This is a genomic window from Amycolatopsis sp. NPDC004368, from assembly GCF_053602515.1.
On record NZ_JBSGDT010000013.1, the window covers coordinates 1 to 23,540 of the forward strand.

The following is a 23,540-nucleotide window of genomic DNA, read 5'->3' on the forward strand; positions in this document are numbered from 1 at the left end:
AGCCAGGAGGCGCTGGTCGGGGTGAAGTGGACGTGGAAGCGTGGATGCTGCAGCAGCCAGTTCTTGATCGCTGGGGTCTTGTGGGTGGCGTAGTTGTCGCAGACCAGGTGCAATTCGAGATCACCCGGGGTGGCGGCGTCGATGGTCTTGAGGAAGGCCAGGAACTCCTGATGCCGGTGCCGGCGGTGGTGCTGGGCGATCACCGACCCGGTGGCCAGGTCCAGCGCGGCGAACAGGCTCGTCGTGCCGTGGCGCACGTAGTCGTGGGTCATCCGCGCCGGTGTGGTGGGCATGATCGGCAGCGTGGGCGCGGTCCGGTCGATGGCCTGCATCTGTGATTTCTCGTCCACGCACAGCACGATCGCGTTGTCCGGCGGAGCGAGATACAGACCGACCACGTCCCTGACTTTCTCCACGAACTGCGGGTCCCTGGAGAGTTTCCACGTCTGGACCTGATGTGGTTTGAGGCCGAAGGCTCGCCAGATCCGTGACACCGTCGACTGCGACATTCCGGTGGCCGCGGCCATCGACCGTGTTGACCAGTGCGTGTCCTGATCAGGTGGGGACTGCTCCAGGGTCTTCACGATCACCGCTTCCACACGCTCGTCGGTGACCGTGCGCGGTGCGCCCGGTCGTGGTTCGTCCGACAGGCCCTCAAGCCCGTCAGAGACAAACCGCGACCGCCATTTCGCCACGGTGTGACGCTTCACCCCGAACTCGGTGGCCACCTCCGAGTTCGAGCCACCGTCCGCGCAGCGCAACACAATCCGCGACCGCAACGCCAGAGCCTGCGCCGTGCTCCGCCGACGCGACCACCGCAGCAACGTCTCACGTTCCTCATCGCTCAACACCAACGGTGGCAGTTTCGGGCTCGGCATCACAGCATCCTAGACACTGGCCACGAATTTAAGACTCAGGACACTAGAGGTTCTTCACCAGCACGTGGCACACCTCGGCTTCGGACACGGTGCGCCCGTCTGCCAGCAAACGCTCGGCGTAGCAGACGACCGTGCCGTGTCCCCAGTCCTGATAACCGAGGCGGCGGTAGAGGCGGGCCGCGTCGGTGTTGTCCGTGCGCACGGCCAGCGCCCCGCGCCGGTGACCGAGCTCGGCCAGCCGGTCCTCGGCCGCGAGCACGAGTGCCCGGCCGACCCCGCGGTTGCGCACCGCCGGCAGCACCTCCAGGTGCATGAGCAACGGCACCTTCGGCAGGCGCCGGCGGATCTCGCGTTCCTCGGCGTCCTCCAGCCACACGTACAGGTCCCCGACAGGCCGGCCCGCCCACCACGCGGCGAGCAGCACCCCCAGCCCGTCGGCCTGTCGCCCGAGCCGGTCCGCGAAGTACCTCGGCTCGCCCAAGGCGGCCCCGAGCGCCTCGACGTCCGCGGGACCGGCTTCGCGGATCGTGGGCGCGGTCTCCCCTTCACCGGCCGGGCAGCCGTCGGCGTCGCGCGGATCGGTCCTGAACATCGCGCCTCCAGCGTAAGGGGACCTGGAGGAAGCGTGCAGCCAGCGAACGCAGCAGTCCCGGCGCGCACACGGAGCAGCGGAACCAAATACGGGCCCCGATGGGCGTGCTTGAGCCGAGTCCTCCCCCGACCCGCAGTCCAGCTACCCGACCGAGGTCGAAACCAAACGGTCCGGACCCGAAATGGTCCGGACAATCCGGCCATCCTTCGCTAGATGAGCTCCAGCGGATCCAGCTGGATCCGCACCGGTTCCGTCGCCTTGCGGGCGTCGCGGCGGGCCGAGGCTTCGTGCAGGAGAGCGGCCAGGGCCTTGCCCTCCGGGCGGGCCACGCGGACCAGCGCGCGCTCGCGGGAGGCGTTGCCGTCGGCGTCGAAATCGCCCAGCGGGACGGGGCCGAGCACCTCGCCGGTGTCCGGCAGCGGCAGGTCGTCGAGGACGGAGGCGACGGCGTCGGGGGTGCCTTCGACGCTGGCCATGCGCATGGCGGGCGGGAAACCCAGCTCACGGCGCTGGCCGAGCTCCAGGCCGGCGTGCCAGGCGGGGTCCCAGCGGACCAGGGCCTGGACCACGGACAGGCCCGCCTCGGCGCCGACGACGATGCGCCCGCCCGCGGCAGCGGGGCGAACCAGCGCACCCGCGGCCATCCAGCGGCGCAGGGTTTCCTCGGCCGCACGCAGGTCCTGCCGGCCGAGCAGGGCCCAGCCGTCGAGGAGCAGGGCGGCGCCGTAGCCGCCCTCGGCGACGGGTTCGGCGCCGGGGGTGCAGACCACCAGCGCGGGGCGGCCCGGCACGCTCGCCAGCACCTCGGTGGCGCCCGACGTGCGCACGGGAACACCCGGGAAGGCGCGCCCGAGCTCCTCCGCCGTGCGTTTCGCGCCGACGATCACCGCGCGCAGCCGCACGGAGCCGCAGGCCTGGCAGCGGAACGCGGTCTCCGGCACGCCGCACCAGCGGCACGCGGGGGGCTTGGGCGCGCCGTCGACCGAACCGCCCGGCAGGGCCAGGGGGCCGGCGCAGCGGCGACAGTGCGCGGGCGTGCGGCAGTTCCCGCAGGCCAAGCCCGGGACGTAACCACGCCGGGGCACCTGCACGAGGGCCGGCAGCCCGGCCGCGAACGCCTGGCGCGCCGCCTCGAACGCCACTGCCGGCAGCCGGGCGACGCGGGCGGCCTCGTCGCGGGCCACGTCGAAGTCCTCGCCCACCGGCGTGACGCGCGGGGCCGCGTTGCGCAGCTCGGCGCGGTCGGCCACCACCGCCTGCGCCCAGCCCGACTCCACGAGCAGCTGTGCCTCGGCCGTACGCGCGAACCCGCCGACGAGCAGCGACGACTTCGTGGTGTGCGCGCGGTCCATGAGCACGTCGCGCACGTGCGGGTAGGGCGCGTGCGGGTCGAGGTGCAGGTCGTCGCCGTCGTCCCACACCACGAACAGGCCCGGGTCGGCCACGGGCGCGAACATCGCCGCGCGCGTGCCCACCACCACGCGCACGCCGCCGCGGAGCACGGCGAGCCAGCGCCGGTACCGCTCAGCCGGCCCCAGCCCGGCGATCAACGCGACCACCGCGTCTTCGCCCATCAACGCGACGCAAGCCTCGTGCACCCGCGTGAGGTCCCGGTGGTCCGGCACCACGAGCACCGCACCCCGGCCGCAGGAGGCCGCCACCGCCGCGGCCTCCGCGAGCCGCCGCGGCCAGTCCTCGCCCGGCAGGGCCTGCCACACCGCGTTGGCCGGTTTCCCGTCGGCCACGGCGTCGAGGAACGCCGGACCGCGCTGGTACCGCGTCCAGGCCGACACGTCGGGCACCTCCGGCACCGGCGCGGGCTCCGCCGCGGGCTCGCCCTCGGCTTTCGCGTGCCGCGGCGGCAGAGCCAGCCGCAGCACGTCGGACAGCGTGCCGCCGTAGCGATCCGCCACCGACCGGCACACGGCGTGCAGCGACGCCGGCAGCACCGGCTCGCTCGACGTGACGCGCTCGAGGTACGCCAGCTTGCGCTCGTACTCGGTGGTATCGGTGCGCTCGACGAGGTACCCGTCCACGAGCTGGCCCGCGAACCGCACCCGCACGCGGCAGCCCGGCACCGCGGCCTCGTGGAGCTTGTCGGGCACCTGGTAGTCGAACGTGCGGTCCAGGTGCGCCAGCGGGATGTCCACCACGACCTTCGCCACGGGCAGCTCGGGCGCCGGCTGCTGCTGCCCCTTGCGCGAAGGCGGTTTCTTCGCGGCGGCGGTTTTCTTCCCGGCCGCGGTCTTGGCCGCACCGGCACGCGGCGAAGAAGCCTTCGGCTCCGAGGCGGAGCGCGAAGGCTCCGGAAGGTCCCACAGCGGGGCGGGTTCGGAGCTGCTCACCCCGAGATCTCTACCAGACCCCACCGACGGTCCCGTCACCAGAACACCACCGGCACGCACGAGGGCCCCCGTCGTGGTGACGGGGGCCCTCGGACGAGCGGATCAGGCGCCCGCGAGCGAGCGCAGCGCGTCGGCGCGCGCGGTGCTCTCCCACGGCAGGTCGAGGTCCGTGCGGCCGAAGTGGCCGTACGCGGCCGTCGGCGCGTAGATGGGACGCAGCAGGTCGAGGTCGCGGATGATCGCGGCCGGGCGCAGGTCGAAGACCTCGCTGATGGCGTCCTGGATCTTCGTCGGGTCCACCGTCTCGGTGCCGAACGTCTCCACGAACAGGCCCACCGGAGCGGCCTTGCCGATCGCGTACGCCACCTGCACCTCGACGCGCCCGGCGAGCCCGGCGGCGACCACGTTCTTGGCCACCCAGCGCATCGCGTACGCGGCGGAGCGGTCGACCTTGGACGGGTCCTTGCCCGAGAAGGCGCCACCACCGTGGCGGGCCATGCCGCCGTAGGTGTCGACGATGATCTTGCGACCCGTGAGGCCGGCGTCGCCCATCGGGCCGCCGATCACGAAGCGGCCGGTCGGGTTGACCAGCAGGCGGGTGCCGGTGGTGTCGAGGCCCAGCTCGGCCAGCTCCGGCTCCACGACGTGCTGCTTCACGTCGACGCCGAGCATCTGCTCGAGGTCGATGCCGTCGGCGTGCTGCGTGGACACGACCACCGTGTCGAGGCGCACGGGCTGCTCACCCGCGTACTCGATGGTGACCTGGGTCTTGCCGTCCGGGCGCAGGTACGGCAGCACGCCGTCCTTGCGGACCGCGGTCAGCCGGCGCGAGAGGCGGTGGGCCAGCGCGATCGGGAGCGGCATCAGCTCGGGCGTGTCCGAGCAGGCGTAGCCGAACATCAGGCCCTGGTCACCGGCGCCCTGGCGGTTGATCTCGTCCTCGTCGCTCTCGACCCGCGACTCGTACGCGATGTCCACGCCCTGCGCGATGTCGGGCGACTGCGAACCGATCGCCACGTTGACGCCGCACGAGTTGCCGTCGAAGCCCTTGGCCGACGAGTCGTAGCCGATCCGCAGGATCACGTCCCGCACGATCGTCGGGATGTCGGCGTACGCCTCGGTGGTCACCTCGCCGGCCACGTGCACCTGGCCCGTGGTGATGAGCGTCTCCACGGCGACCCGGCTGCGCGGGTCCTTGGTGAGCAGGCCGTCGAGGATCGAGTCGCTGATGGCGTCACAGATCTTGTCGGGATGGCCCTCGGTCACCGATTCCGACGTGAACAGCCTTTTGGTGGACGCAGTCACGACCTCGTCACTTCCCTCGGTTTCGGCGCGGTACCCGCGAACTTAGGTACCCCTTACACGGCCCTACACTACCCAGAAGGCCTAGTGCTGGAGTCGACGTTCGCGCAAGTCTGTTACAGCGTCCCACACTGTGGCCGCGAGCCTGGACTTCGCGACCTGTGGGATCGCCGTCTCGGTGCCGTCGGCGGCGAGCAGCCAGCCGGAGTTGTCCTCCGTGCCGAACGCCTTGCCGTCACCCACCGCGTTGACCACCATCAGGTCGGCACCCTTGCGCCGCAGCTTCGTGCGGGCGTGGTCGAGCACGCTGCCGTGTTCGTCGCCCGTCTCGGCCGCGAACCCGACCACCGTCTGGCCCTCGCGGCGGCCCGCGACCAGCTCGGCGAGGATGTCGGCGTTGCGGTCGAGGGTGATCACGGGGTCGGGCGAGTCGTCGGACTTCTTGATCTTGTGGTCGGCACGGGTGGCCGGCCGGAAGTCGGCGACGGCCGCGGCCATCACCACGACGTCGGCGTCGGCGGCGGCCGCGTGCACGGCCTTGCGCAGCTCTTCCGCGCTCGACACGCGCTCCACGTGCGCCCCCGCGGGCTGCGGCAGCTCGGCGGTGTGGGCGGCGATCAGGGTCACCTGGGCACCACGCTGGGCGGCCACGCGCGCGAGCGCGAAGCCCTGCTTGCCCGACGACCGGTTGCCCAGGTAGCGGACCGGGTCCAGCGGTTCGCGCGTGCCACCGGCGGAGACGACCACGCGCAGGCCCTCGAGGTCACGCGGCAGCGCCCGCGGCTCGTCGAGCAGCAGGCGGGCCAGGTCCACGATCTCGGCCGGGTCGGCCAGCCGGCCCTTGCCGGTGTCGACACCCGTCAGCCGGCCGGCGGCGGGCTCGGCCACGACCAGGCCGCGCGAGCGCAGCAGCGCCACGTTGTCGCGCGTGGCCTGGTGCTCCCACATCTCCGTGTGCATCGCCGGAAAGAAGGCGATCGGGCACCGGGCGGTGAGCAGCGTCGTGGTGAGCAGGTCGTCGGCGATGCCGTGCGCGGCCTTGGCCAGCAGGTTGGCGGTCGCCGGGACGATCAGCACGAGATCGGCCTCCTTGCCGACCCGCACGTGCTGCACCTCGGGCACCTCCGTGAACACACCGGTGTGCACCGGGTGTCCCGAGAGGGCCTCGAAGGTGGCCGCGCCGATGAAGTTCAGCGCGGCCTCGGTGGGCACCACGCGCACGTCGTGCCCGGACTCGGTCAGGCCCCGCAGGACCTCGCAAGCCTTGTAGGCGGCGATGCCGCCACCTACGCCCAGGACGATCCTGGGCTTGGGGTCATTCACCCTCGGTGTGCTCGAGCAGGCCACCGTGGATCTCGCGCAGCGCGATCGACAGCGGCTTCTCGCGGGGGCCCGGCTCCACGAGGGGGCCGACGTACTCGAGCAGCCCCTCGCCTAGCTGGGCGTAGTAGTCGTTGATCTGGCGGGCCCGCTTGGCCGAGTAGATCACCAGCGCGTACTTCGAGGAGACCTTTTCGAGCAGGTCGTCGATCGGCGGGTTGGTGATGCCCTCGAGCTCTTCGAGCATCGACTGCTGAACAGCCACTCGTGCTACTCCGTATCGTCCAGGATTTCGGCGGCAGTGGACTCGGTGGCAGAGGAATCGCCACCGGTAATCAAGTCTAGCAACCGCCGCGCAGCAGCTCCCACCTCGGCGTTCACGACCCGTTCGTCGAACTCGCCGGCCGCCGCCAGTTCGCGTTCCGCCTCGGCGAGCCGGGCTTGGACCGCGGCCTCGGATTCCGTGCCGCGTCCGGTGAGCCGGCCCACGAGCTCGTCCCACGACGGCGGCATCAGCATCACGAGCCGGGCCTCCGGCATGGCCGCCCGTACCTGGCGCGCGCCCTGCAGCTCGATCTCCAGCACGGCGGGCCGGCCGGCCGCCAGCGCCCGCTCCACGGGCTCGCGCGGGGTGCCGTAGCGGTTGCCCGCGAACTCCGCCCACTCCAGCAGCTGTCCGTCCTCGACCATCCGGTCGAACTCGGCGCGCTCGATGAAGTGGTAGTGACTCCCGTCCACCTCGCCCGGCCGCGGCTCGCGCGTCGTGACCGAGACGCTGAAGTAGATGTCCGGTTCGAGCTTGCGAAGCTCCCCCACCACACTCGACTTCCCGACCCCGGAAGGCCCCGAGACGACGGTGAGCCGGTGGCGGGAGGATTCCCCCGCCACCGGCTCACCGTCGCGGTCGGCGCCCCGGATCACCGGGTAGTCCTGACCGACGCCGCTCACTCTCCGCTGAACTCGGCCAGCAGCGCCTTGCGCTGCCGGTCGCCGAGCCCGCGGAGCCTGCGGCTGGGCGCGATCTCCAGTCGTTCCATGGTCTGCTGGGCACGAACCTTGCCGACGCCGGGGAGAGCCTCGAGCAAGGCCGAAACCTTCATCTTGCCGAGGACTTCGTTCTCCTCGGCCTGCTTCAGCACGTCGACCAGAGTGGTACCGCCCCGCTTCAGCCGCTCCTTCAGCTCAGCACGGATGCGGCGGGCGGCGGCGGCCTTCTCCAGCGCCGCAGCACGCTGTTCCTCTGTCAGCTGGGGAAGTGCCACGTTTTCCTCCGGTAGTTCTCAAATCTGGGTGGGTGACGCGACGGTACCCACCCTTGAGCAGGCGCCACAATGCGGGGGTGGCTGGTGGAGACCGATTCCGGGGCCTGCTATTGGTCTTTTTCCCGTGTCCCCGCGAGCAGTTCGGCGACGCGCACGACCGCTTGGCGCAAGGCAACCGGGTCGGGACCGTGCTTCAGAAGGTCTCGCGAAGACGCCGGGAGCACGCCCGGCAACCCGTCGCCGAACACTGCCCGTAAGTCCGCCACAGTTGCCCCCTGGGCGCCGAAACCGGGCGCGAGCACGGGACCGCCCAGCCGGGAAAGATCCAGCTCACCTGGGCTGATCGTCGCGCCGACCACCACACCGACGTCGCCGAGCGGTCCGGCGCCCGCGTTGTGCGCGGCCGCCGCGTCGACCACGCTCTGTGCCACTGTGCGGCCGTCCGCCAGCCGCGCGCTCTGCAGCTCGTGGGCCTCCGGGTTCGACGTGCGGGCGAGCACGAACAAGCCGTTTCCCGCCGCCGTCGCGGCGGCCACGGCGGGATCCAGCGCGCCGAAACCGAGGTAGGGGGACACGGTGATCGCGTCGGCCGTGAACGCGGCCTTGTCGGCCACGTACGCGGCCGTGTACGCCGCCATCGTCGACCCGATGTCCCCGCGCTTCACGTCGAGCAGCACGAGCGCACCGGCGTCGTGAGCCGTGTCCACGACGCGGTCGAGCACCGCCACCCCGGGCGGGCCGAACGCCTCGAAGAACGCCGACTGCGGCTTCACGATCGCCGTGGCGGCCGCCAGCGCCTCCGTGGCGCCGAGCGCGAACCGTTCCAGACCACTCACGTCGAGCGGCAGGCCCCAGGACTCGATGAGCCCGGGGTGCGGGTCGATCCCGGCGCACAGCGGACCGCGGGCCGCCACCGCCCGGGAAAGCCGCGTTCCGAACCGCTCGGGCCCGCTCATTTCGTGGCCTTCAGCGCCGCCTGGAGGCTCTGGAGGCTGCGCACCCCGATGTCCCCCCGGATGAGGGCCTCGATGCCGTGCACGGCCGCCGCCGCGCCCTGCACGGTGGTGATGCAGGGGATGTCGCGCGACACCGCCGCGGTGCGGATCTCGTAGCCGTCGACGCGCGGACCACTGTTGCCGTAAGGCGTGTTGATCACCATCTCGACGCCACCGGCCAGGATCACGTCCACGATGTTCGGCGCCGAGTCCCCGGAGCTCCCCGCTGTGTTCGATTCATAGTGCTTGCGCACCACGGTGCAGTCGACCCCGTTGCGCCGCAACACTTCCGCGGTGCCCGACGTCGCGAGGATCTCGAACCCGAGGTCCGCCAGGCGCTTCACGGGGAAGACCATCGAGCGCTTGTCCCGGTTGGCCACCGACACGAACACCCGCCCGGAGGTCGGCAGCGAGCCGTACGCCCCGCTCTGCGACTTCGCGAACGCCTTCCCGAAGGACACGTCCACGCCCATCACCTCGCCCGTGGACTTCATTTCCGGGCCCAGCAAGGAATCCACACCGTGGCCCTCGGGCGTGCGGAAGCGGTGGAACGGCAGCACGGCCTCCTTGACCGCCACCGGCGAGTCGGCCGGCATCCGGCCGCCGTCGCCCTCGGCGGGCAGCACCCCGGAGGCGCGCAGGTCCTTGATCGTCGAGCCGGTCATCACCAGCGCCGCCGCCTTCGCGAGCGGCACCGCGGTGGCCTTCGAGACGAACGGCACCGTGCGCGACGCCCGCGGGTTGGCCTCCAGCACGTACAGCACGTCGTCCTTGAGGGCGTACTGCACGTTCAGCAGGCCGCGCACGCCGACCCCGCGGGCGATCGCCTCCGTGGAGCGGCGGACCTCCGCGAGGTCGGTGGCGCCGAGCGTGATCGGCGGCAGCGCGCAGGAGGAGTCGCCGGAGTGGATGCCGGCCTCCTCGATGTGCTCCATCACGCCGCCGAGGTAGAGCTCGTCGCCGTCGAACAGGGCGTCGACGTCGATCTCGATCGCGTCGTCGAGGAACCGGTCGACCAGCACCGGGTGCTCGGGCGTGACCTCGGTGGCGCGGCGGATGTAGCCGGCGAGGGTCTCCTCGTCGTACACGATCTCCATGCCGCGCCCGCCGAGCACGTAGGACGGGCGCACGAGCACCGGGTAGCCGATCTCGTCGGCGATCCGCTTCGCGCCCTCGAACGAGGTCGCCGTGCCGTACTTCGGCGCCGGCAGCCCGGCGTCACCGAGCACCTCGCCGAACGCGCCGCGGTCCTCGGCCAGGTTGATGGCTTCGGGAGGCGTGCCGACCACGGGCACGCCGGCGTCGGCGAGCCGCTGCGCCAGCCCCAGCGGGGTCTGGCCGCCGAGCTGCACGATCACACCCGCCACGGTGCCCGACTGCTGCTCGGCGTGCACGACCTCCAGCACGTCCTCGAACGACAGCGGCTCGAAGTACAGGCGGTCGGACGTGTCGTAGTCGGTGGACACGGTCTCGGGGTTGCAGTTGACCATCACGGCTTCGAACCCGGCCTCGCGCAGGGCGATCGCGGCGTGCACGCACGAGTAGTCGAACTCGATGCCCTGCCCGATGCGGTTCGGGCCTGAACCGAGGATGAGCACCTTCGGCTTGCCGCCCTGCGCCACGACCTCCGACTGCGCCGCGGGGTCGGTCTCGTAGGCCGAGTAGTGGTACGGCGTGTTCGCGGCGAACTCGGCCGCGCACGTGTCCACGGTCTTGAACACCGGCCGCACGCCGAGGCGGTGGCGCAGCGAGCGCACGCCGTCCTCCCCCGCCAGCTCCGGGCGCAGCGCGGCGATCTGACGGTCGGACAGGCCCGTGCGCTTGGCGCGGCGCAGCAGTTCGCCGTCGAGCACCGGCGCGTCGCGCACCTCGGCGCCCACCTCGCCGATCAACGCGATCTGGTCGACGAACCACGGGTCGATGCCGCTGGCCTCGTGGACCTGCTCGACCGTGGCGCCCAGGCGCAGCGCGCGTTCCACCTCGTAGAGCCGGCCCTCGTGCGGCACGCGCAGCGAGTCCAAAGTGGACTCCATGGTCGCGCCTTCGGGGTCCGGCTGCGTCCAGAACCCGGTGGCCTTCGTCTCGATCGACCGCATGGCCTTGCCGAGCGCCTCGGGGAAGCTGCGGCCGAAGGACATCGCCTCGCCGACGCTCTTCATCGTCGTGGTCAGCGTCGGGTCCGCACCCGGGAACTTCTCGAAGGCGAAGCGCGGGATCTTCACCACGACGTAGTCCAGCGTCGGCTCGAAGGCCGCCGGGGTCTCGCCGGTGATGTCGTTCTGGATCTCGTCGAGGGTGTAGCCGATGGCGAGCTTCGCGGCGATCTTGGCGATCGGGAAGCCGGTGGCCTTCGACGCGAGCGCCGAGGAGCGCGACACGCGCGGGTTCATCTCGATCACGACCATGCGCCCGTCGTCCGGGTTGATCGCGAACTGGATGTTGCAGCCGCCGGTGTCCACCCCGACCTCGCGCAGCACCGCGATGCCGACGTCGCGCATCACCTGGTACTCGCGGTCGGTGAGCGTCATCGTGGGCGCGACGGTGACCGAGTCGCCCGTGTGCACGCCCATCGCGTCGACGTTCTCGATCGAGCAGACGACCACGACGTTGTCGTGCTTGTCGCGCATCAGCTCGAGCTCGTACTCCTTCCAGCCGAGCACGCTCTCCTCGATGAGCACCTCGGTGACGGGCGACTCGCTCAGGCCGGTGGAGGCCAGCCGCTCCAGCTCCTCGGGCGTGAACGCCAGGCCGGAACCCAGGCCGCCCATGGTGAACGACGGCCGGATCACGACCGGCAGGCCGAGCTCGGCGACGGTCGCGCGCACGTCCTCCATCGTGTTGCACACCCGCGAGCGCGGGACCTCGGCGCCGATCGTGCGCACGATGTCCTTGAACTTCTGCCGGTCCTCACCGCGCTGGATGGCGTCGATGTCGGCGCCGATCAGCTCCACGCCGTACTTCTCGAGCACTCCGCGCTCGTGCAGCGCGACCGCGCAGTTGAGCGCCGTCTGCCCGCCGAGGGTCGCGAGGATGGCATCGGGCCGTTCCTGCGCGATGACCTTCTCCACGAAGTCCGGCGTGACCGGCTCGATGTAGGTGGCGTCGGCGAACTCGGGGTCGGTCATGATGGTGGCCGGGTTCGAGTTCACCAGGCTCACGCGCAGGCCTTCGCTGCGCAGCACCCGGCAGGCCTGCGTGCCCGAGTAGTCGAACTCGGCGGCCTGCCCGATCACGATCGGCCCGGAGCCGATCACCAGCACGTGCTGGATGTCAGTCCTCTTCGGCATCAGGCCTTCTTCTCCATCAGGGTCACGAATTCATCGAACAGGGGCGCCGCGTCGTGCGGTCCGGCCGCGGCTTCGGGGTGGTACTGCACCGAGAACGCCGGCACGTCGAAGGCGCGCACACCCTCGACCGTGTCGTCGTTCGGGCAGTAGTGGCTGATCTGCGCGGCACCGTAGGGCGATTCGAACCGCTGACCCGGCTCGCCTTCGAGGGCGAAGCCGTGGTTCTGCGCGGTGATCGCGACGCGGCCGGTGGCCACGTCGATCACCGGGATGTTGATGCCGCGGTGGCCGTAGCGCATCTTGTACGTGCCCAGCCCCAGCGCGCGGCCGAGGATCTGGTTGCCGAAGCAGATGCCGAACAGCGGGATCTCGCGCTCCAGCACGGCTTTCGTCAGCGCGGTGGCGTGCTCGGTCGTCGCCGGGTCGCCCGGGCCGTTGGAGAGGAAGACGCCGTCGGCCTCGACCGCCAGCAGCTCTTCGACGCTCGTCGACGACGGCAGCACGTGGACCTCCAGGCCCCGCTGGGTCATCAGGCGCGGGGTGTTGGACTTGATGCCGAGGTCGAGCGCGGCCACGCGGAAGCGCCGTTCACCCTGGGCCTCGACCACGTACGCCTTGTCCGTGGAAACCTCGCCGGCGAGGTCGGCGCCCTTCATCTGCGGGCTCGCCAGGACCTCGGCGACCATCTGCTCGTCGGTGCCCAGCGCGTCGCCCGAGAACACGCCGGCGCGCATGGCGCCCTGCTCGCGCAGGTGGCGGGTGAGCGTGCGCGTGTCGACCTCGGAGATGCCGACGACGCCCTGGCGGGCCAGCTCCTCGTCGAGACCGCGCTTGCTGCGCCAGTTGGACGGCGTGCGGGCCGGGTCGCGCACCACGTAACCCGAGACCCAGATGCGGGCCGACTCGTCGTCCTCGTCGTTCCAGCCGGTGTTGCCGATCTGCGGCGCGGTCTGCACCACGATCTGCCGGTGGTAGGACGGGTCGGTGAGGGTCTCCTGGTAGCCGGTCATGCCGGTGCAGAACACCGCCTCGCCGAGCGTCCGCCCGCGCGCGCCGTAGGCCGCGCCGCGGAAGACCCGGCCGTCCTCCAGAACCAGGGCGGCGGGGCCGCGAGTGCCGTTCGCGGTGCTCACTGGGCACCTCCCAAGATGTCGTGATCCGAGTTGTCGGGGGAAAGCTGTTCGATCCACTGTGGATAGTCGTCGAGGTCGTCACCGCGGAAACCGGTGTCGAGGTCGACGTCTCCGAGGCGCCAGGTCAGGACGAGCAGCGCGTCGGTGCCCATCACCTTCCCGGCGATCCTCGAGTCGCGGCGGATCCCGGTGACGGCGTCGCGCGGGATCCAGAAGTCGGGCGCGCCACCACGTTCCACCGCGATGCCGCCCGGGTGCAGGCGCCACACCGCGCCGGTGCGCAGCCCCGCGCCGCGGGTCACGATGCGCTCCTGCCAGTGGCCCGCGGTGGTCGTGCTGACGTAGAGCCCGGTCGACTCCAGCAGGATCTCACCGGGCTCCCCCGGAATAGCGGGGAACGGCGGCACCTGGGCGCTCTGCGAGCGCGACTTGCGCCGCCAGCCCACCCACATACCCCACAGGCACAGAAGGAAGAAGACGACGATCCCCAGGGTGAGGAGCAACCGGTCCATCAGCAGATCTTCCCTTCGCGCGCGGTGATCCGCCCGCGCAGCACGGTGGCCGTCACCACGGCGGGCAGCCGCATTCCCTCGTACGGGGTGTTCGCGGAGATGCTGGCCAGCTCGCCACCGCGCACGGTCCACTCGGCGGCCGGGTCCACGAGCGTGAGGTTGGCCGGCTCGCCGACCTCGATCGGGCGGCCGTGGTCGGGCAGGTTGCCGATCGCGGCGGGCCGCTCGCTCATCACCCGGGCGACACCGCGCCAGTCGAGCAGGCCGGTCTCCACCATCGCGCGCGCCACGACCGACAGCGCGGTCTGCAGCCCGAGCATGCCCGGGCGCGCGGCGCTCCACTCGGTGTCCTTGTCCTGCACGGCGTGGGGCGCGTGGTCCGTGGCGATGCAGTCGATCACGCCCTCGGCCAGTGCCGCGCGCAGCTTCTCGACGTCGCCGCCGGTGCGCAGGGGCGGGTTCACCTTGTTGACCGGGTCGTAGGTCTCGAGGCGTTCGTCGGTGAGCAGCAGGTGGTGCGGCGTGACCTCGGCGGAGACCTTGGTACCGCGCTCCTTCGCCCACTTCAGCACGTCGACGGTGCCCGAGGTGGACACGTGGCACACGTGCAGGCGCGCCTTCGCGTGCAGCGCCAGCAGGCAGTCGCGCGCGACGATCGACTCCTCGGCCGACGCCGGCCAGCCCGGGTAGCCCAGGCGCGCGGAGTTCTCGCCTTCGTTGGCCTGCGCGCCGACCGTGAGCCGCGGTTCCTCGGCGTGCTGGGCGACCACGGCGTCGAGCGCGGTCGAGTACTCGAGCGCGCGGCGCATCAGCAGCGGGTCGGCCACGCACACGCCGTCGTCGGAGAACACGCGCACGGCCGCCTTGCCCTTGGCCATCGTGCCGAGCTCGGCGAGCTTCTCGCCTTTGAGCCCCACCGTGACGGCGCCGACCGGGTGCACGTCGACCAGGCCGACCTCCTGCCCGCGCCGCCACACGTGGTCGGTCACGAGCGCGTTGTCGGCCACCGGGTCGGTGTTGGCCATGGCGAACACGGCCGTGTAGCCGCCCAGCGCCGCGGCGGCCGAGCCGGTGTCGATCGTCTCGGTGTCCTCGCGGCCGGGTTCGCGCAGGTGGGTGTGCAGGTCGACGAAGCCGGGCAGCAGCACCTGGCCGCCGGCGTCGAGCACCTCGGCGTCTTCCGGGACCTCGACGGTGCCGATCGCGGTGATCACGCCGTCCCGCACGAGGACGTCGACCGGCTCGCCCTCGCCGTACGGGCGGGCGCCCTTGATCACGAGCGGGGGCGTCATGCGGCAGCTCCTTCACTGGCCAGCAGGTGGTAGAGGACCGCCATGCGCACGTGGACGCCGTTGCGGACCTGTTCGGTGATGGCCGAGGACGGGGAGTCGGCGACCGCCGAGGCGATCTCCATCCCACGCAGCATCGGGCCGGGGTGCAGCACCACGGCGTGGTCCGGCAGCAGCTTCTGGCGCCGCTCGGACAACCCGTAGGCGATGGAGTACTCCCTCGATGACGGGAAAAAGCCCCCGTGCATGCGCTCCGCCTGGACCCGCAGCATCATCACGGCGTCGACGGCCGGCAGTTCGGCGTCGAGGTCGTGCGAGACCGTGACCGGCAAGGTTTCCACACCGACGGGCAGCAGCGTCGGCGGCGCGACGAGCACCACCTCCGCGCCGAGGGTGGCGAGCAGGTGGATGTTCGAGCGAGCGACGCGGCTGTGCAGCACGTCGCCGACGATCGCGATCCGGCGGTCCTTCAGCGAGCCGAGCCGCTCGCGCAGGGTCGCGGCGTCGAGCAGCGCCTGCGTGGGGTGTTCGTGGGTGCCGTCGCCCGCGTTGACCACGGCCGTGCCGGCCGGGGCGAGCCAGCCCGAGAGCCGGTGGGCCGCGCCCGAGGCGGGGTGGCGGATGATCACGCAGTCGGCGCCGGCCGCCGCGAGCGTGAGCGCGGTGTCCCGCAGCGACTCGCCCTTGTTCACCGAGGAGCTCGACGCCGAGACGTTGATCACGTCGGCGCTCATCCACTTCCCGGCGATCTCGAACGACACACGCGTGCGGGTGGAGTTCTCGTAGAACAGGGTGATCACCGTGCGGCCGCGCAGCGTCGGCAGCTTGCGGACCTCCCGGCCGAGCAGCGTGTGCTTCAGCTCGTCGGCGGTGTCGAGGACGGCCGTGGCGGCCTCGGCGTCCAGACCGTCGGTGGCGAGCAGGTGCTTCACCGGGATTCTCCTTCCGGCGCGCGGAGCAGGACCGCGTCGCGCCCGTCCGTTTCGGACAGCAGCACGGACACGCCCTCGGCCCGCGCGGTGGGCACGTTCTTCCCGACGTAGTCGGCGCGGATCGGCAGCTCGCGGTGGCCGCGGTCGACGAGCACTGCCAGCTGCACGGCGCGCGGGCGGCCGTGGTCGCGCAGGGCGTCGAGGGCGGCGCGGATGGTGCGGCCGGAGAACAGCACGTCGTCGACCAGGATCACCACCCGGTCGTCGATGCCGTCGGACGGCAGCTGCGTCTGCTCGAGCGCGCGGGGCGGACGGCGGCGCAGATCGTCTCGGTAGAGGGTGACGTCGAGGGCACCCGCCGGGGGGACGACGCCGGAGAACTCGCCGATCTTCCCGGCCAGCCGGGTGGCGAGCGGCGTACCGCGGGTCGGGATACCCAGCAGTACGGGTGGTTCACCGGGTGAGCCGGGGTCACCGGAAGCGCTCGCACCGAGTGCGGTCTTCTCGATGACCTGATGGGCCATCCGGGCGATCGTGCGCGCGACATCGCCGGCCGAAAGAAGCTCGCGCTCCCCGACCGGTTCCGCCGCGCCACGCGGACGTGACGACAAGGCGGACCTCCTTCCCCGCCTCTCTGGACGGGTCCTTAAAGGACGTCGACTCCCAGCTTGTGCGGGGAAATCGCACCGACAGTAGCAGGGGTGGTCAATCAGCCTTCCGGGTGGTGTGCCCACGTCCGCGACCAGGTACGAAGACCTTCTGCTTGACCTGGTGACAACTATGCGTAACCATTACTCTGAGTATTCGACTCGAGGAGTCCCCTGACCGGTCACCACGACCGGCGTGGGGGTGAGGAAACGGAGAACCACCAGATGGGCGATTACGCCAAGGCGCTCGGGGCCAAGCTCCGCGGGATCCGCCAGCAGCAGGGCCTCTCGCTGCACGGGGTCGAGCAGAAGTCGGGCGGCCGCTGGAAGGCTGTTGTCGTCGGCTCGTACGAGCGTGGCGACCGCGCCGTCACCGTGCAGAAGCTGGCCGAACTGGCCGACTTCTACGGTGTACCGGTGGTCGAACTGCTGCCGGAGGGCCGCGTGCCCTCGGGTGCCGAGCCCGCCACGAAGATCGTGATCAACCTCGAGCGGCTGCAGCAGCTGCCCGCGGAAAAGGTCGGCCCGCTCGCTCGGTACGCGGCCACGATCCAGAGCCAGCGCGGCGACTACAACGGCAAGGTGCTCTCCATCCGCACCGAGGACCTGCGCTCGCTCGCGATCATCTACGACATGACCCCCGGTGAGCTCACCGAACAGCTCATCGACTGGGGCGTCCTGCCGCCCGAGGCCCGTCCGTCCAAAGAAGACTGATGGGCGGCGGTTGCCCGACGCGGTGGGTGTTTTCGGCGGGGCACCGGAAACACCCACTGGCCTCGGACACCCGCCGGCCCGGCTGCGGACGGTGATCAACACCGCCGTGGCCGTCCCCTCGCACCCGCATGAGGCGTTCCGGCGCGTGACCCGTTCGGGCTAGCGCTTCCGGGTTGCCGTGACGGTGAACCCGGTTCACCGGGCGACGCCCGGGCGAGCTCGATCACGGCCCGGCACCCGCACCGAAGCGCGAGGTGTGACGAAGACCTCTTCCGGACCCCACTCGTGAGGCTTCCTGGGGGCAGATCAGCACAACGCCGAAGGCCGCGGCTCCGGAAACGGAGCTCGCGGCCTTCGGCGGTTTCAGGCTTTGTGCAGCGGGCTAGAGCACCGCCCTGAGCCGGTCGGCGATCGTGCCGATGCGCCCGAGGACGCCGTTGACGAACCGCGGCGAGTCGTCCGTGGACAGCTCCTTCGCCAGGCCCACGGCCTCGTCGATCGCGACGGGGTCGGGCACGTCGGAAGACCAGAGCATCTCGTAGACGCCCACCCGCAGCACCGCCAGGTCGACCGCCGGCATGCGGTCGAGCGTCCAGCCCTGCGCGTGCTCGGCGAGCAGCTCGTCGACCTGCTCGCGGTGGGCCGTGACGCCCTCGACCACGGTGATCGTGTAGTCGGCGACCGGATCGACTTCGGTGGACCCGACCCGGTCGGCCAGCAGGGTGACCGCGTCGGTGCCGCGCTGCGCGGCTTCGTAGAGCATCTCGACGGCGCGCCGACGGGCTTGGCGCCGGCTGATCGCACCGCCGCGGTTCGGGTGCGGCTGCTGTTTGTCCGCCATCAGTTCGAGACGCGGCCGAGGTACCGGCCGTCACGCGTGTCGACCTTGATCTTCTCGCCGGTCGAGACGAACAGCGGCACCTGGATCTCGGCGCCGGTCTCCAGCGTCGCCGGCTTCGTGCCGCCGGTCGAGCGGTCGCCCTGCAGGCCCGGGTCGGTGTGCTGGATGACGATCTCGACCGAGGTCGGCAGCTCGACGTACAGCGGCTCGTTCTCGTGCACCGCGACCTGGACCTCGGTGTTCTCGAGCATGTAGTTGGCGTTGTCCGACACGACCTCGGCCGGGACCGTGATCTGGTCGTAGGTGTCGCCGTCCATGAACACGAAGTCCTGACCGTCCTTGTACAGGTAGGTCATGTTCCGGCGGTCCACGGTGGCCGTTTCGACCTTCGTGCCGGCGTTGAAGGTCTTGTCGACGACCTTCCCCGTCAGCACGTGCTTGAGCGTGGTGCGCACGAACGCACCGCCCTTGCCCGGCTTGACGTGCTGGAACGCGGTGACGGTCCAGAGCTGGCCCTCGAGGTTGAGGACGAGCCCGTTCTTCAGGTCGTTGGTGGTGGCCACGAGCTTTCGGTCTCCTGTGTCGATCTCTTCGTCCGCGGCCCGTCTCAGACGGCCACGAGGTCCTTGGTGCTCAGGGTGAGGAGTTCGGGCCCGGAGTCCCGCACGACGAGCGTGTCCTCGATGCGCACGCCACCGCGCCCCGCCAGGTACACGCCGGGCTCGACGGTGACCGCCATACCGGCGGTCAGTGTACCGACGCCCGTGGTAGCGAGGCTGGGCGCCTCGTGCACCTCGAGCCCGACGCCGTGCCCGAGGCCGTGCGCGAACTCGTCCGCGCGCCCCGCGGCGGCGATCACGGAGCGGGCCGCGGCGTCCACTTCGGACACATCGGCGCCCGGGAACACGGCCGCGGTGCCCGCCGCCTGGGCGCTGTGGACCAGGTCGTAGAGCTCGCGCTGCCAGTCGGCGGCCTTGCCCAGCACGAACGTGCGGGTCATGTCGGAGTGGTAGCCGTCGACCGTCGCGCCGAAGTCCATCTTCACGAAGTCGCCTTCGCGCAGCTCGGCGCCGGTGGGCCGGTGGTGCGGGATGGCCGAGTTGGGCCCGGTGGCCACGATCGTGGCGAACGACGGCTCCGACGAACCGTGCTCCAGCATGCGGTTCTCCAGGTCGCGCGCCACCTCCAGCTCGGTGCGCCCGGCCCGCAGGCCTCCGGAAGCGAGCAGGTCGGCGAGCGCGCGGTCGGCCGCGGCGCAGGCCGAGCGCAGGGCCGCGACCTCGACCTCGTCCTTCACCTCGCGCAGGCGCTCGACCAGCCCCGGCGTGCGGACCAGCGACACCTTGTCGAAGCGCACGGTGAGTGCCTCGTGCTGCTCGACGTTCACGTGCTGGCTCTCGAACCCGGTGCGCCCGTAGGTGGTGTGGGCGCGGGCGGCGAAATCGGCGAGCACGCGGTCGCTCGCGCGGCCCATCACGCGCTCGAGGTCGGGCACCTCGGCCGCCGACTGGGTCGTGTAGCGGCCGTCGGTGCAGAACACGGTGTGCGCCTCGCCGCCGGCGTGCACGAGCAGCGCGGCGTTGGATCCGGTGAACCCGGTGAGGTAGCGGATGTTGAGCAGGTCGGTGACCAGCAGCGCGTCGACCCCGGACTCGGTGATCAGGGACCGCAGCGCGCCGCGACGGTGGGCGTGGGTTTCAGGCACCCGGCCAGCTTAGCCACGCCGACCCGGCGGCCCCGACCTCCGACCACACGGCGTTCACCCGGTGGCACCTACACTCCGTCCATGCTGGGTGCCTGGTTGACTCGCGGGCTGGTCATGGCCGTCGTGCACGCGGCCGCCTTGACGTTGCTCGCCAAGTGGTCCGTGTTCCACCCGACCGGCCAGACGGTGATCACCTCCGTCACGCTCGCCGTGCTCGTGGGCGTCGCGGCGCTGTGGAGCGCGATCGACGGCTGGCGCGGCAAACCCGACCGCGGTCGGGCCTGGTTCATCGCGTCGCTGGTGGCGGGCGTGGTGTCCGGCATCCTGTACGTGATCGGCCGCGCGGCGTTCGTGGACCAGACCGGCACGTCGGAGCTGGGCGCGGCGCTCACCGGAGGCGCGGCGTTCTCGGCGCTGCTGGTGCTGGTGCCGGCCGGGCTGGGGCTGTTCGTCGGCTCGCGCGTGCGGCGCCCGCCCGCCGAGGAACCCGAGGGGGAGCCGGAAGAAGACGATTCCGACGACGGGTCGGGCAGCCAGTCGGGACAGCTCGAGCTGCCGGAACCCGCTTCGGTCGAGGAGCCTCGGCAGAAGGCGTCGCCGGTCAGCCGCCCAGCGGGAGCCCGGGCGCGTAGGCGGCCCACTGTCGCGGGTCGATCTCCGTCACCGCGGCCCCGTTGAGGCCCACGATCGTGGTGTCGGGCAGGCCGTAGAGCTCGTTGCCGAGGACCACGCCGAACCCGTCGCCGGGCGAGTGCACCACCGGAGTCGCGGACTTGAGCGTCGCCTTCACGGGCAGGCCCTCGACCGGTGCGAGCGGCCGGTCCACGACCTCGCCGGCGAGCGCGGCGGCCACCGAGCGGCGGTCCACGCGGATGCGCACACCGCGGCGGAACAGGTCCATCCGGCGGTCGGGCGACGGCATCGCGACACCGTCGAACGTGGTGGCCACCCGGTCGGGGCTGGAGCAGCCGCCCGCGCCGGGCACGTCGAGCCCGAAGTGCTTGAGCCCGGTCGGGGCGCCGGCGCCGCCGGTCACGGTCGCGCGCACGACGTCGAACGACACGGTGTCGCACGGGTCGGTGACCGACGTGGGCGCGTGCCCGTCGGGGCGGCGGACGAGGCCGGGGCCTTCCTTCCAGACGCCGGGGATCACCAGCGGGGTGTAGGGCTGGATCTTGAAGTCGCGGTCCCAGAAGGTGAGGCTGGTGCCGGTCGCGGTCTCGTGGGCGATCACGAACGCGTCGAGCGCGCCGACCCATTCGAGGTCCGCGCTGAACCCGTCGACCACCGATCGCTCCCGCGGCGCGTTCGTGCCGGCGACGGGCACGAAACCCTTCTCCCCCAACGCTTCCACGCCGCCGCGGAACGCCGGGTCGTGGGAGCGGATCACGAACTGGCCCGCGCCGTTCCACCCGGCCGCGCGGCCGGTGGTGTCGGTGAACATCAGGTAGTACCAGCCGTCGAGGAACACGACCGAGGGCTGGCCGGCGCCGTAGACGTTGTCGCGGTGCACGTCGTGCGAAGGCCCGAGGATCGGCTTCCCGCCCGCCGCACGCGTCCAGTGGATGCCGTCGGAGCTGGTCGCGAGGCCGATGGCGTTGCCGAGCGCGTGATCGCCCGCCGCTCCGGTGTAGTAGAGGTAGTACGTGCCGCCGACCCGCAGCACGGACGGGTCGCAGGTGTGCACGCCGTCGAAGTTGCCCGGCGCACCGGAGAGCACGGCGATCGGGGCGCCACCACCCGGTCCGGTGAACGGGCCGTCGGCCGAAGGCGCCTCGGCGTAGAGGATGTCGTCGCCCGGCGGGACCGCGCTGCCGTACTGGCTGCACCACCACAGGCGGGTCTTGCCGTTCTCGACCATCGCGGTGGGGCCGTAGTTGTACACCGCGTCGGCCGCACCGGCGGCGACCACACCCGGGCTCTGGCGGCTGTCCGCCGTCTTCAGCGGCACGTTGGCCTGCCGCGGTGGCTTCACCGGGGCCTGCTTTCCGCCCGCGATGCCGGGATGCCCGGGCCCGTCCGCCTGCGACGCGTAGCTGTCGGTGCACCCCGCCACCACGACCCCGGACAACGCCAAGGCGAACAGGGCTCGAACGGGTCGCCGACCCCCGCCACGGAACGGGTGCATGATGGCGAAGTCTAACGGTCCCTAACCCGGTTGGGTGAACGCATCCCCAGCTGTCGGGTGTTCGAGGGCAAGGAGTTCGGCCTCGATGGCTTCGCCGAACCGCTCCGGCGTCAGTTCGCGTTCGACGCGAGCCACCGCAGCGCGAGCGGATACCCGTCCACACCGAGACCCACGATCACGCCGGTGGCGATGTCGGACAGCACGCTGTGGTGGCGGAACTGCTCCCGCTTGTGCACGTTGCTGATGTGCAGCTCGATCAGCGGCGCGGTGAGCTGCGCGGCGGCGTCGCGCACGGCGATCGAGTAGTGGGTCCACGCGCCGGCGTTGAGGACGACCGGGTGGCCGGCGTCGGCGGCTTCGTGGAGCCAGCCGACGAGGTCGCCCTCGTGGTCGGTCTGGCGGACCTCGACGTCGATGCCGAGTTCGGTGCCGGTGCTGAGGCACAGCGCCACGAGGTCCTCGTGGGTCGTGGCGCCGTAGACGGCGGGCTCGCGCTTGCCGAGGCGGCCGAGGTTGGGGCCGTTGAACACGAAGACCTTCACAGCAGCACGCTCCCGCCGCTCGTGGGAGCGTCGGCCGCGATCGCCGAGTAGGCGGCGGCCAGCAGGGCCGGGTCTGGGCCTTCGAGGCGGCCCGGTTTGGCGAGCGCGTCGAGCACCACGAACCGGAGCACGCCGGAGCGGGTTTTCTTGTCGCCCTTCATGGATTCCACGAGCTGGGGCAGCGCGTCGGCGTCGTAGGTGGTCGGCAGGCCGAGCAGCTTGAGCACCGAAGCGTGGCGCGCGGCGGTCTCGTCGTCGAGGCGGCCGGCGAGGCGGGCGAGCTCGGCGGCGAACACGAGCCCGACGCTCACGGCGGCACCGTGGCGCCAGCGATAGCGCTCGCGGCGCTCGATGGCGTGGCCGAGGGTGTGGCCGTAGTTGAGGATCTCGCGCAGATCGGACTCGCGCAGGTCGGCCGCGACGACGTCGGCCTTCACCTGGATCGAGCGGCGCACCAGCTCGGCGAGCACCTCGCCCGCCGGGTCGAGCGCGGCGGCGGGGTCGGCCTCCACGAGCTCGAGGATGCGCGGGTCGGCGATGAACCCGGTCTTCACGACCTCGGCCATGCCGGCCACGAGCTCGTTGCGCGGCAAGGTTTCCAGGGTCGCGAGGTCGACGAGCACGGCGCTCGGCTCGTGGAACACGCCCACGAGGTTCTTGCCGGCCTCGGTGTTGATGCCCGTCTTGCCACCGACGGCGGCGTCGACCATGCCGAGCAGCGTCGTCGGCACGTTGACCAGGCGCACACCGCGCATCCAGGTGGCGGCCACGAAGCCCGCCAGGTCGGTGACGGCGCCGCCGCCCAGACCCACGACCACACCGCGGCGGTCGAGCCCGATGCGGCCGAGGACCTCCCAGCAGAAGCTCGCGACGGAGAAGGCCTTGCCGTCCTCGGCGTCCGGGATCTCCACGCGGTGGGCGTCGAGGCCCGCTTCGGCGAGCTCCTCGCGCACGGCCTCGGCCGTGGCGGTGAGCGTGGGCGGGTGGATCAGCGCGATCTTCGACGCGTCGGCGAGCTGCGCGGTGAGCTCGCCGAGCAGGCCGCGGCCCACGAGCACGTCGTACGGGTGCGCGGTCTCGACGCGGATCCGGACGGGTTGGGACACGGGTTTCCTC

Annotated in this window: 23 protein-coding genes; 2 read left to right on the forward strand and 21 right to left on the reverse strand. The window is 71.5% G+C overall.

The window, feature by feature from the left end:
- The 15 genes from ACWEOE_RS19540 to pyrR form a co-directional block, all read right to left on the reverse strand.
- Window positions 1-878, reverse strand: an 878-nt coding sequence (locus tag ACWEOE_RS19540; RefSeq protein WP_452010903.1) for an IS630 family transposase, incomplete at its 3' end; no start/stop codon positions are given.
- Window positions 879-921: 43 nt separating this feature from the next.
- Window positions 922-1,470, reverse strand: coding sequence for an N-acetyltransferase family protein (locus ACWEOE_RS19545; RefSeq protein ID WP_452010905.1), 549 nt, complete (start codon window positions 1,468-1,470; stop codon window positions 922-924).
- 209 nt (window positions 1,471-1,679) lie between these two features.
- The gene (locus tag ACWEOE_RS19550; RefSeq protein WP_452010907.1) at window positions 1,680-3,815 is read right to left on the reverse strand and encodes a primosomal protein N'; all 2,136 of its coding nucleotides are present in this window, start codon (window positions 3,813-3,815) and stop codon (window positions 1,680-1,682) included.
- Between the two features lie 102 nt (window positions 3,816-3,917).
- On the reverse strand, window positions 3,918-5,120 hold the full coding sequence (metK, locus tag ACWEOE_RS19555; RefSeq protein ID WP_452010910.1) for a methionine adenosyltransferase: 1,203 nt from the start codon (window positions 5,118-5,120) through the stop codon (window positions 3,918-3,920).
- An 81-nt stretch (window positions 5,121-5,201) separates the two neighbouring features.
- A complete protein-coding gene (gene coaBC / locus ACWEOE_RS19560; protein ID WP_452010913.1) occupies window positions 5,202-6,440 on the reverse strand; it encodes a bifunctional phosphopantothenoylcysteine decarboxylase/phosphopantothenate--cysteine ligase CoaBC in 1,239 nt (412 codons plus the stop codon).
- The gene (gene rpoZ / locus ACWEOE_RS19565; protein WP_220247522.1) at window positions 6,433-6,684 is read right to left on the reverse strand and encodes a DNA-directed RNA polymerase subunit omega; all 252 of its coding nucleotides are present in this window, start codon (window positions 6,682-6,684) and stop codon (window positions 6,433-6,435) included. The genes coaBC and rpoZ overlap by 8 nt, the downstream gene beginning before the upstream one ends.
- Window positions 6,685-6,707: 23 nt before the next feature.
- Window positions 6,708-7,385, reverse strand: a complete 678-nt coding sequence (gmk, locus tag ACWEOE_RS19570) for a guanylate kinase (RefSeq protein ID WP_452010915.1) — start codon at window positions 7,383-7,385, stop codon at window positions 6,708-6,710.
- Window positions 7,382-7,699, reverse strand: a complete 318-nt coding sequence (gene mihF, locus ACWEOE_RS19575; RefSeq protein ID WP_003096398.1) for an integration host factor, actinobacterial type — start codon at window positions 7,697-7,699, stop codon at window positions 7,382-7,384. The genes gmk and mihF overlap by 4 nt, the downstream gene beginning before the upstream one ends.
- Before the next feature lie 107 nt (window positions 7,700-7,806).
- Complete coding sequence (gene pyrF / locus ACWEOE_RS19580; RefSeq protein WP_452010918.1) at window positions 7,807-8,655, reverse strand: orotidine-5'-phosphate decarboxylase; 849 nt, start codon at window positions 8,653-8,655, stop codon at window positions 7,807-7,809.
- Window positions 8,652-11,981: a carbamoyl-phosphate synthase large subunit gene (carB, locus tag ACWEOE_RS19585; protein ID WP_452010921.1), complete on the reverse strand. Its 3,330-nt coding sequence runs from the start codon at window positions 11,979-11,981 to the stop codon at window positions 8,652-8,654. Before carB ends, pyrF begins: the two co-directional genes overlap by 4 nt.
- The gene (gene carA / locus ACWEOE_RS19590) at window positions 11,981-13,114 is read right to left on the reverse strand and encodes a glutamine-hydrolyzing carbamoyl-phosphate synthase small subunit (protein WP_452010923.1); all 1,134 of its coding nucleotides are present in this window, start codon (window positions 13,112-13,114) and stop codon (window positions 11,981-11,983) included. The genes carB and carA overlap by 1 nt, the downstream gene beginning before the upstream one ends.
- A complete protein-coding gene (locus ACWEOE_RS19595) occupies window positions 13,111-13,626 on the reverse strand; it encodes a PH-like domain-containing protein (protein ID WP_452010925.1) in 516 nt (171 codons plus the stop codon). Before ACWEOE_RS19595 ends, carA begins: the two co-directional genes overlap by 4 nt.
- A complete protein-coding gene (locus tag ACWEOE_RS19600; protein WP_452010928.1) occupies window positions 13,626-14,918 on the reverse strand; it encodes a dihydroorotase in 1,293 nt (430 codons plus the stop codon). The genes ACWEOE_RS19595 and ACWEOE_RS19600 overlap by 1 nt, the downstream gene beginning before the upstream one ends.
- Complete coding sequence (locus tag ACWEOE_RS19605) at window positions 14,915-15,847, reverse strand: aspartate carbamoyltransferase catalytic subunit (protein ID WP_452010930.1); 933 nt, start codon at window positions 15,845-15,847, stop codon at window positions 14,915-14,917. Before ACWEOE_RS19605 ends, ACWEOE_RS19600 begins: the two co-directional genes overlap by 4 nt.
- Window positions 15,844-16,458, reverse strand: coding sequence for a bifunctional pyr operon transcriptional regulator/uracil phosphoribosyltransferase PyrR (gene pyrR / locus ACWEOE_RS19610; RefSeq protein ID WP_452010932.1), 615 nt, complete (start codon window positions 16,456-16,458; stop codon window positions 15,844-15,846). Before pyrR ends, ACWEOE_RS19605 begins: the two co-directional genes overlap by 4 nt.
- 261 nt (window positions 16,459-16,719) lie before the next feature.
- Between pyrR and bldD the strand changes: the two genes are divergently transcribed.
- Window positions 16,720-17,208: a transcriptional regulator BldD gene (gene bldD, locus ACWEOE_RS19615; RefSeq protein ID WP_003096372.1), complete on the forward strand. Its 489-nt coding sequence runs from the start codon at window positions 16,720-16,722 to the stop codon at window positions 17,206-17,208.
- Window positions 17,209-17,590: 382 nt separating this feature from the next.
- Here the strand turns inward: bldD and nusB are convergent, their stop codons facing one another.
- From nusB to ACWEOE_RS19630, 3 genes are read right to left on the reverse strand one after another with little or no spacing between them, the layout of a single operon-like run.
- Window positions 17,591-18,049 carry a transcription antitermination factor NusB gene (nusB, locus tag ACWEOE_RS19620; protein WP_452010935.1) on the reverse strand — a complete coding sequence of 153 codons (459 nt, stop codon included), beginning with the start codon at window positions 18,047-18,049 and terminating at the stop codon, window positions 17,591-17,593.
- Window positions 18,049-18,612 carry an elongation factor P gene (gene efp, locus ACWEOE_RS19625; protein ID WP_452010938.1) on the reverse strand — a complete coding sequence of 188 codons (564 nt, stop codon included), beginning with the start codon at window positions 18,610-18,612 and terminating at the stop codon, window positions 18,049-18,051. The genes nusB and efp overlap by 1 nt, the downstream gene beginning before the upstream one ends.
- 44 nt (window positions 18,613-18,656) lie before the next feature.
- On the reverse strand, window positions 18,657-19,754 hold the full coding sequence (locus ACWEOE_RS19630; protein WP_452010941.1) for a M24 family metallopeptidase: 1,098 nt from the start codon (window positions 19,752-19,754) through the stop codon (window positions 18,657-18,659).
- A gap of 81 nt (window positions 19,755-19,835) precedes the next feature.
- Between ACWEOE_RS19630 and ACWEOE_RS19635 the strand changes: the two genes are divergently transcribed.
- Window positions 19,836-20,432: a B-4DMT family transporter gene (locus ACWEOE_RS19635; protein ID WP_452010942.1), complete on the forward strand. Its 597-nt coding sequence runs from the start codon at window positions 19,836-19,838 to the stop codon at window positions 20,430-20,432.
- Here the strand turns inward: ACWEOE_RS19635 and ACWEOE_RS19640 are convergent.
- The 3 genes from ACWEOE_RS19640 to aroB form a co-directional block, all read right to left on the reverse strand.
- Window positions 20,356-21,882: a beta-xylosidase gene (locus ACWEOE_RS19640; RefSeq protein ID WP_452010944.1), complete on the reverse strand. Its 1,527-nt coding sequence runs from the start codon at window positions 21,880-21,882 to the stop codon at window positions 20,356-20,358. The genes ACWEOE_RS19635 and ACWEOE_RS19640 overlap by 77 nt on opposite strands.
- Before the next feature lie 110 nt (window positions 21,883-21,992).
- The gene (gene aroQ, locus ACWEOE_RS19645; RefSeq protein WP_452010946.1) at window positions 21,993-22,424 is read right to left on the reverse strand and encodes a type II 3-dehydroquinate dehydratase; all 432 of its coding nucleotides are present in this window, start codon (window positions 22,422-22,424) and stop codon (window positions 21,993-21,995) included.
- Entirely contained in the window at window positions 22,421-23,530 is a 1,110-nt protein-coding gene (aroB, locus tag ACWEOE_RS19650; protein WP_452010948.1) for a 3-dehydroquinate synthase, read from the reverse strand. Before aroB ends, aroQ begins: the two co-directional genes overlap by 4 nt.
- Window positions 23,531-23,540 lie beyond the last annotated feature (10 nt).

What these genes read in the sequence shown, in the direction of transcription:
- ACWEOE_RS19545 (WP_452010905.1), bottom strand. Translation starts at nt 1,470, where the DNA reads ATGTTCAGGACCGATCCGCGCGACGCCGACGGCTGCCCGGCCGGTGAA.
- rpoZ (WP_220247522.1), bottom strand. Translation starts at nt 6,684, where the DNA reads ATGCTCGAAGAGCTCGAGGGCATCACCAACCCGCCGATCGACGACCTG.
- pyrF (WP_452010918.1), bottom strand. Translation starts at nt 8,655, where the DNA reads ATGAGCGGGCCCGAGCGGTTCGGAACGCGGCTTTCCCGGGCGGTGGCG.
- carB (WP_452010921.1), bottom strand. Translation starts at nt 11,981, where the DNA reads ATGCCGAAGAGGACTGACATCCAGCACGTGCTGGTGATCGGCTCCGGG.
- ACWEOE_RS19595 (WP_452010925.1), bottom strand. Translation starts at nt 13,626, where the DNA reads ATGGACCGGTTGCTCCTCACCCTGGGGATCGTCGTCTTCTTCCTTCTG.
- ACWEOE_RS19600 (WP_452010928.1), bottom strand. Translation starts at nt 14,918, where the DNA reads ATGACGCCCCCGCTCGTGATCAAGGGCGCCCGCCCGTACGGCGAGGGC.
- bldD (WP_003096372.1), top strand. Translation starts at nt 16,720, where the DNA reads ATGGGCGATTACGCCAAGGCGCTCGGGGCCAAGCTCCGCGGGATCCGC.
- nusB (WP_452010935.1), bottom strand. Translation starts at nt 18,049, where the DNA reads ATGGCGGACAAACAGCAGCCGCACCCGAACCGCGGCGGTGCGATCAGC.
- ACWEOE_RS19635 (WP_452010942.1), top strand. Translation starts at nt 19,836, where the DNA reads ATGCTGGGTGCCTGGTTGACTCGCGGGCTGGTCATGGCCGTCGTGCAC.
- ACWEOE_RS19640 (WP_452010944.1), bottom strand. Translation starts at nt 21,882, where the DNA reads ATGCACCCGTTCCGTGGCGGGGGTCGGCGACCCGTTCGAGCCCTGTTC.